5 protein-coding genes and 1 pseudogene are annotated in these 7,358 nt (G+C 72.2%); 2 read left to right on the forward strand and 4 right to left on the reverse strand.

What is annotated here, in order from left to right; translation table 11 throughout:
- Positions 1-126: 126 nt before the first annotated feature.
- Positions 127-2,991 carry an MMPL family transporter gene (locus tag FF36_RS08990; protein WP_242422388.1) on the forward strand — a complete coding sequence of 955 codons (2,865 nt, stop codon included), beginning with the start codon at positions 127-129 and terminating at the stop codon, positions 2,989-2,991.
- Between the two features lie 150 nt (positions 2,992-3,141).
- Here FF36_RS08990 and FF36_RS08995 read toward each other — a convergent pair whose 3' ends face one another.
- Entirely contained in the window at positions 3,142-3,594 is a 453-nt protein-coding gene (locus FF36_RS08995; protein WP_173667225.1) for a ChaB family protein, read from the reverse strand.
- A 289-nt stretch (positions 3,595-3,883) separates the two neighbouring features.
- On the opposite strand from FF36_RS08995, the gene FF36_RS09000 reads away from it, so the two are divergent.
- Positions 3,884-5,299: an N-acetylmuramoyl-L-alanine amidase gene (locus FF36_RS09000; protein ID WP_044884553.1), complete on the forward strand. Its 1,416-nt coding sequence runs from the start codon at positions 3,884-3,886 to the stop codon at positions 5,297-5,299.
- 133 nt (positions 5,300-5,432) lie between these two features.
- Here the strand turns inward: FF36_RS09000 and FF36_RS09005 are convergent, their stop codons facing one another.
- The 3 genes and pseudogenes from FF36_RS09005 to FF36_RS37505 form a co-directional block, all read right to left on the reverse strand.
- Positions 5,433-6,122 carry a class I SAM-dependent methyltransferase gene (locus FF36_RS09005; RefSeq protein ID WP_044884519.1) on the reverse strand — a complete coding sequence of 230 codons (690 nt, stop codon included), beginning with the start codon at positions 6,120-6,122 and terminating at the stop codon, positions 5,433-5,435.
- A gap of 111 nt (positions 6,123-6,233) precedes the next feature.
- The coding region (locus FF36_RS37500; RefSeq protein ID WP_422615080.1) for a zinc-binding dehydrogenase at positions 6,234-6,859 on the reverse strand (626 nt) is incomplete at its 5' end.
- Position 6,860: 1 nt separating this feature from the next.
- Positions 6,861-7,166: pseudogene (locus FF36_RS37505) on the reverse strand (alcohol dehydrogenase catalytic domain-containing protein); the annotation flags it as partial.
- Between the last annotated feature and the right edge of the window lie 192 nt (positions 7,167-7,358).

The raw sequence follows: 7,358 nt of genomic DNA on the forward strand, positions 1-7,358 counted from the left end.
TATGCCGCGCTGCCACGCGGACGCGATGAGGAAGATGAATGGGTGGGTCATCTACCTGCGGAAACAGGAACCGGTGGCGCTGGCCCACCGCGAGTGTCGCGCCGGGTCATGGCCTCGGTGGCCTCCATGGCCGGCGTTCCCGCTCCTCCGCGTTCCCTGTTCACGGTCGCGGCGGACGCGGCCGTGCTGCACCGTGGCCGGCTGCTCGCGGCGGCCTGCCTGCTCGTGGTGGTCCTGCTGCCGTGGAACGCCGGGATCTACCATCAGCTCGCCACCGGCGGCTTCTACGCGCCGGGGGACTCCTCGACCCAGGCCGAGCAGCTCCTCGATGCGGAGTTTCCCGACGCGCCCCCAAATGTCGCCGTCATGCTCACGTCGGACGCCGGGATCGACGGCCCGACGCCCGTCCACCTCGGCCGCGAGCTCACCAGGCAGCTCGCGGCGGAGAACGGGGTGACCTCCGTCCTGTCGTACTGGCCGAACGGCTCCGAGGCGGGCAATCCGCTGCTGCGCGCGAAGGACGGTCGCTCGGCGCTCATCGTGTTCCGACTCACCGGATCCGAGGATCACATCCAGGATCGCCTGAGCGTGCTGCACGAGCGGTACTCCCACGTGGGGCCGGGCGTGCAGGTCCGCTTCGGGGGCGCCCCGGCGGTCATGCGAGATGTCACCGAACGCAGCCGGGTCGACCTGGAGCGCGGAGAGACGACGGCTGCCCCGCTGGTTTTCCTCGTTCTGCTCTACGCCTTCGGGACGGTGGCGGCCGCCCTTCTACCGGTGCTGGTCGGCGTGGTGTCAGTGGTGTCGAGTCTGGCACTGTTGCGGCTGGCCGCGACGCTCACCGACGTCTCCGTCTTCTCGGTGAACCTGACCACTGCGCTGGGCTTCGGCCTTGCGGTTGACTACAGCCTGTTCATCCTCCGACGGTTCCGGGAGGAGCAGGACCGTGGCCTGTTCCCGGGCGCGGCGCTACGCCGCACGCTGGAGACGGCCGGGCGCACGGTGTTCTTCTCCGGCGTGACCGTGGCGCTGTCGCTGACCGCGGCCCTCGTCTTCCCGCTCTACTACCTGCGCTCGTTCGCCTTCGCCGGCATTATCGTCGTCGTGACCTCGGAGGTCGCGGCGCTACTCGTGCTGCCCGCAGCGCTGATGGTCCTGGGGGACCGCCTCGATCGTGGGGACATCCGCGCGGCGTTGTCCCGGCGGCTAGGCACCGGTGGGCGCCGCCCTGTCGGTACCCGCCGCGCGGGTGGTCACCGCTCGCGGGAGGTCTCCGCTGCCGGCCGTGGCTGGACGGCACTGGCCCGCAGGGTCATGCGCCGGCCACTGCTGTATGGCGGCGCGGCCGTCGCCATCCTGTTGATCTGTGCCGCGCCGCTGCGCCACCTCAATCTGGCGTTGGCCGACGACACGGTGCTGCCGGCCACCGCGGAATCCCACGTCGTGAACGACGCGATGCGCGACGACTTCATCGTCTGCCTGCCCTGCCAGATTCCCATCGTCGTGCCGGGGGTGGACGCGCGCGACCCGGTCAACGCTGCCAAGCTGACCGATTACGCGACTCGACTGTCCGCGCTCCCGGGTATTGCTCGCATCGACACCGTGACCGGCAGCTTCATGCAGGGAAAGCGGATCGGTGAGGTACCCAAGGCGCCGACGGGATATGTGGGCACCCACGGTGGCGCCTGGCTGTCGGTGTGGCAGGGCGACACTTCTCCGGTGTCCAAGGAGGCGAAAGACCTGGTCCGGGAGCTGAAGGCGACCCCGGCCCCCTTCGGTGTCCTCATGGGTGGTCTTGCTCCCCATTTCCTGGACACCTCGCGCACCATCCTGCACCGACTTCCCGTCGCCTTCGCGGTTGTGATGGCCGCCACCTTCATCCTGTTGTTCCTGTTCACCGGCAGTGTGCTGCTTCCACTCAAGGCGATGTTCCTGAACTCGCTCAACCTCGCCGCGACGATCGGCCTGCTCGCCTTCGTCTTCCAGGAGGGTCACCTTCGCGGCCTGGTCGGCGACTTCCAGGTCTCGGGAACGCTTGAGATGACGAGCCCCGTGCTGATGTTCTTCATCGCCTTCGGGCTGAGCATGGACTACGAGATCTTCCTGCTCGCCCGCATCCGTGAGGAATACCAGCGCACCGGCGACAACAAGGAATCCGTGGCCATCGGTCTGGGAGTGACCGGCCCGCTGATCACCAGCGTGGCGCTCGCCCTCGTGGTGGTCATGGTCGCGCTGTCCACCTCCCACATCAGCATGATCAAGCTCGTCGGGGTGGGCCTGACCGTCGCGATCACGCTCGACGTCACCGTCGTGCGGGCGATCCTCGTTCCGGCGTTCATGGCTCTCGCCGGCAAGTACAACTGGTGGGCTCCGGCGCCGCTGCGGCGCCTGCACGACCGCTTCGGTCTGCGCGAGGACTCCGGCGAGGCGGCTGTCGGCGTCGGTCCGGGTGGCGGCCCGCACGCGGTGCCGGGGCAGTCCGGGCTGGCCGAGGTGAACGGCGTGGCCGCGCCGGCCGGCCGTGGGGGCGGGTACGGCGTGTTGGCCTATGGTCTGCCCGGCCCGGGCTCATCGGGGTCGACACACCCGGGCGCGGGGCGGGGCGGGGCGCCGGGGCGGGGCGGGGCGCAACTGCCCGTCGGCACGACCGATCGGCCGGCCGGTGTCGCCGGTCCCGAGGACGGCGATCGTCGGCTCCCGGCGGTGCCGTCGTATGCGGCCTACGTGACCAACAGCGGCCCGGCCACGGGCGGACAGCCCGACCCGGGGGTCAGGATGACCACGAAGATCACATATCAGCGAGGGCGTGCTGAGGCCGCCCGGTGGGACAGGCCCGGGACCGCCCAGGCGCCGACCTGGCACTACTTCCTGCGTAACCGCTGGCGGGCAGACGGCTCCGCTCCACAGATCGTGACCGGGACACGCGGGTTCGTCATCGATGGCATCCAGGTGGACGACCCCACGGTCCTCGACGCGGACGCGCACCGCTGATACACGGATAGCCCGTCCGGGCCAGCCTCTGGCCGGAGACGGCCCCGCGTCCACTCCCGGCCGGCCGTACCGGGCTGCTCCGGGCCCCTCCGCGCCTGGTCCGCGCCCGACCGCGCCGGCTGGCCTGCTGGCGGGCCCGGCCAGCCAAGGCTATCGGCCGGACCCGCGAGCCCGTGCCGTCTCGCGGCGGTTGGCCTTCTGTACCGCGCCGACGAGCTCACTCTTCGACATCTTCGACCGACCTGGAATGCCCAGCTCACGGGCGATCGCACGCAGATGGGCGAGGGATGCGTGCGCGTCCACACCCTCTGCCGTTTCCCCGCCCGCCAGGGAGTCAGGCGGCTTCCTGGCAGCCTGTGTGTCCGAGGGCCCGGGCCGCGCCTTCGGCTCCCAGTGATCGCCGACCTTCTCGTGGGTGTGCTTGAGGGCGGCGAAGGCCGCTCGATGCGCACGCTGGCCCTCGCCGTACGTCCGGACCGCCGAGTCGTGGGTCTTCTTCCAGGTCCGGACGGCTTTGTCGGCCGAACGGGCGATCGTTGACGGCACCTCGGCGCGCATCCGGTCGGCCTGCGCTTGGGGATTCTCCCGCTTTCTCACGGCCATAGCCCTCGTCCTCCCTACGGCTCCTGTCGCTGGGGACGGCCTTCCCGCCACACGCCGACTCAACGGCCCAAGGAGAAGGGGACTTCTCGGCCGCTGCAGCGGCCCGTACGCCGCCCAGCAGGTTGCCACTCCGTCCGGGCAGCTCCGGGTGCATCCCGGCGGGCCGGTCGGGGGCGATCCGGAAGACCACGTGGCCTGGCTCGAACCGGCCGGCGCTTCGATACACAGGGTGATGCTCTGACTGTCGTAGCGTGCCCGCTGACCCGACCGCGTGAACACGGAGGACGCCATGCCCGCCGCCGATCCGCCCCGCCGCCTGCGCGACCCGGCCCCTCCCTCCCGGCGCAGGATCCTCGTCCTGGCCGGTGCGGGCGTCGGGGGGTGGGCGGTCATGGAGTTCGCTGGCGCTCCGGTGGCGGCGAGCACCGTCGGCCTGCCGGCCGCGGCCGCCGCGGGCCCGATGGGCCCCGCGGGTACCCGAGTGGTACTCATCCCGCGGACGCTGAGCGCGATGTCAGTGGGAACGGGCCCGGCGAGCCCGGCCTTTCGCATCGGCTACCTGGCGGTCCGCTGGAGCCGTCCCAGCGGCACGGGCCCCGGGGCGGCGGTCGGGCGAGGGAACGAAGGTGCCGCGATCCGCCTACGGCGGGCGAACGGTGGATACGGTTCATGGAGCCCGCTGACTGTCGGCTGCCCCGCGGAGCGGGACGACCGACCGGCCGGAGCCTCCTCCGCTCATGCGGTCCTGATGGGGGCCAGGACCGCCACCGGCTACGAACTTCGGGTGCCGCAGGGAGCCTCCGGAGTGGCCGTCACGGCGCTGAACACGACGTCCGGCCCGTGCCGGCGACTGACGGTTCCCGATGTGACGGCCCAGGCCGCCCTCGCCGCCGTGGCCGGACTGGCCGTCGCGGCCGAATCGAGGAGCCCGGCGCGGGCCCGAGCGGTGCCACGGCCGCGGCGCGCACCCCTCGCTGCGGCGGCGGGACCGGTTCCGGCGGCCGGACCCGAGCCGGCGGGCCAGGCTGCTGCGCCGCAGTCCGCATCCACCGCATCCACCGCACCCGGGGGTTCGGCGCCGTCGGCCCTCGGCCTGCTTTACCTGCCTCGAGCGGCCTGGGGCGCCGATGAGTCGCTGCGGCTCGATCCCGCCACGGGCCAGCCCTGGCGAACGACCTACCATCCGGGCCAGGTGATCACCGTGCACCACACCGTGACGCCGAACGACGATCCGGACCCGGCCGCGACCGTGCGGGCGATCTACCATTTCCACACGGTGGAGCGCGGCTGGGCGGACATCGGCTACCACTTCCTCATCGACGAGGCGGGCGCCCTCTACGAGGGACGCTGGTCCGGGACCGACGGGGTTCCCGGCCACCGTCCGGACGGCCAGGTGGTCACCGGCGCGCACGTCGGCGGATTCAACGCCGGCAACGTCGGAGTCGCGCTGCTCGGCGACCACCGGACCCGGGCCCCGACGGCAGCCGCGCGCCGCTCGCTCGTGCTGGTTCTGCAGGCGCTTTCCGGCGCCCACAGCCTGAACCCCGTCGGCAGCGTCGACTACGTCAATCCGGTAGGCGGCGCCCGACGCCGGGTGCCGGCGATCAGCGGGCATGGTGACTGGATGGCCACCGAGTGCCCCGGAGCGGTCCTGTACACGGCGCTGGACGCCGTCCGTCTGGAGGTCGCCCAAGCGCTCCTGTGAGCCGACCGCGTCTGGAGTGTCGGGTCCGGAGTGTCGGGTCCGGAGTGTCGGGTCCGGGGTGTCGGATCCGGAGCGGGCCGCATGACCCAGGCCGGTCGGCCGGGCGGGCTGGGTCATGCGGCTGGTTGAGGGATCAGGCACGCCAGCCGGCGTAGACGGCGAACCGGCCGTTCTTGACGATGCAGTCGACCGGATCGAAGCCGGCCCCGGTCAGCCAGGCGAGCTGGTCGGCGAGCGGCGCGCAGCGGTCGAAGGCCATCCGGCCCAGGGCGGCCTGCCATTCCGCGTCGTCCGAGCCCGCCGCCCGCGCATGCCGCTCGTGCATCTCCTCGTACTGGCGGGTCAGGGCCGGGGCCGGCCCGGCGACCTGCTCCAGGTTCACGAAGAGACCGCCCGGACGCAGTGCTGTGTGCACCCGTCGGAACAGGTCCCGCTTGCCGGGATCGTCGAGGTGATGGATGGCGAGCGCGGAGACGACGGCGTCGTAGGGGCCGGGCGGCAGCGCCGTGGAGAGGTCGGCCACGGTGGCGGCCTCGACGTTTTTAGTGGACAGCCGAGCCTGCGCCTTGGCGAGCATGGGGGCGGCGCCGTCGAACAGGTGCAGGCGTACCCCGGGCGCCGCGGCGACCACGGCGATGGCCAGCAGGCCGGTTCCCGCGCCGAGGTCGAGCACCCTGGGTCGAGTCCCGCCAAGCCGCGCCACCAGGTCGCCGACCGTCCCGTACAGCAGGTCGAACGAGGGGACGAGGCGGCGACGCTCCGCGTCGTAGGTGGCAGGATCCCAGACGGGTGTCTCAGAATATGAGATTGCTGTCTCACTCATTGGACAAGCGTACGACGTGACCCGACCAGCCCGCAGTCGATCCGCCGTGGGCGCGGTACTCGCCCCCGCCAGCCTGGCGCTCGCGCGGGCGGGGGCGGGTACCGCCAGTGCTCAGAACGCGAGGCTGATGCCCGTTCGCCGGCCGCCCTTGGTCAGGCGGGCATACGCGGCCGCCCCCTCGGCGGCGGGGTAGGTCTCCACCTCGCGGAGCGCGATCTCCCCCCGCGCGATCGCGTCCATGATCGTGGCGAGCGTCCGGCCGTCCCCGTGGACGTTCAGAGCATGAGTGGCCACCCCGGCCCGTGGCGCCGGGGTCGAGGGCGGGGTGAGCCCGACGAAGGCGCCGCCGGGCCGGACCAGATCGATGATCGACTCGCCGAGCAGGGCGGCATCGACGACGCCGTCCACCCCGTCGGGGAGCACCGCGCGCACGGCGGCAGCCGGCTCGTCGGTGCGGGCGACGAAGATCTCCGCGCCCAGTCGCCGGACCGCCTGCTCGTCCTCGGGTCCGGCGATCGCCACGACGCGCGCTCCGGTGCCGGCGGCGAACTGGACGGCGAAGGCGCCCACGGCCCCCGCCGCCCCGGTGACGAGGACGGTGGCACCCGCCCCCCGGTGCAGCTCCGTCACCGCCTGATGCGCCGTGAGCGCGTTGAGCGGGACGGTCGCGGCCAGTGCGGGAGCCATCGCGGGCGGGCGCGCGGCAAGGAGGTCGGCCGGCAGCACGACCTGCTCGGNGTGGGCCCCGCTCCGCGCACCGACCCAGTCGATCAGGGCGACGACCGCCGTGCCGACCGGCCATCCCGTCACCCCCGCACCGAGCGCGTCGACGACACCCGCCAGCTCCCACCCGGCGATTACCTGCGGCGGCTGCTGGGTGGACAGCGCGGCGAAACCGCCGGCGCGGATGAAGGGGTCGACCGGGTTCACCCCCGCGGCCTCGACCCGGACCCGGACCTCCCCCGGGCCGGGCTTCGGCGTCGCAAGCTCCGTCAGGGGCAGCGGGCTGGTCTCGCCGTAGGCCGGGATCATGAGCGCTCGCATCGGTTGTCCTCCGGTTCGGTGCCGCAGCGGGTGCCGCGGCGGTGGTCCGAACGCTACGAGCGTGAGTATCCTTTAGGTAGTAGTTACCCGAGAGTTCCCTAGTAGGACATCGTTAGGTGACTCCGGATAGGTGTTGTGTGACGTTGGGTGTGTGGGTGAAGGGTCGTTGGCAGGTGGGGCAGGCGCCGGTCC

Origin of the sequence: Frankia torreyi (genome assembly GCF_000948395.1) — a bacterium.
Taxonomy (GTDB): domain Bacteria; phylum Actinomycetota; class Actinomycetes; order Frankiales; family Frankiaceae; genus Frankia; species Frankia torreyi.

Excerpts from the sequence above, each read along its gene's own strand:
- FF36_RS08990 (WP_242422388.1), top strand. The coding sequence starts at position 127 with ATGGCCGGCGTTCCCGCTCCTCCGCGTTCCCTGTTCACGGTCGCGGCG.
- FF36_RS08995 (WP_173667225.1), bottom strand. The coding sequence starts at position 3,594 with ATGGCCGTGAGAAAGCGGGAGAATCCCCAAGCGCAGGCCGACCGGATG.
- FF36_RS09000 (WP_044884553.1), top strand. The coding sequence starts at position 3,884 with ATGCCCGCCGCCGATCCGCCCCGCCGCCTGCGCGACCCGGCCCCTCCC.
- FF36_RS09005 (WP_044884519.1), bottom strand. The coding sequence starts at position 6,122 with ATGAGTGAGACAGCAATCTCATATTCTGAGACACCCGTCTGGGATCCT.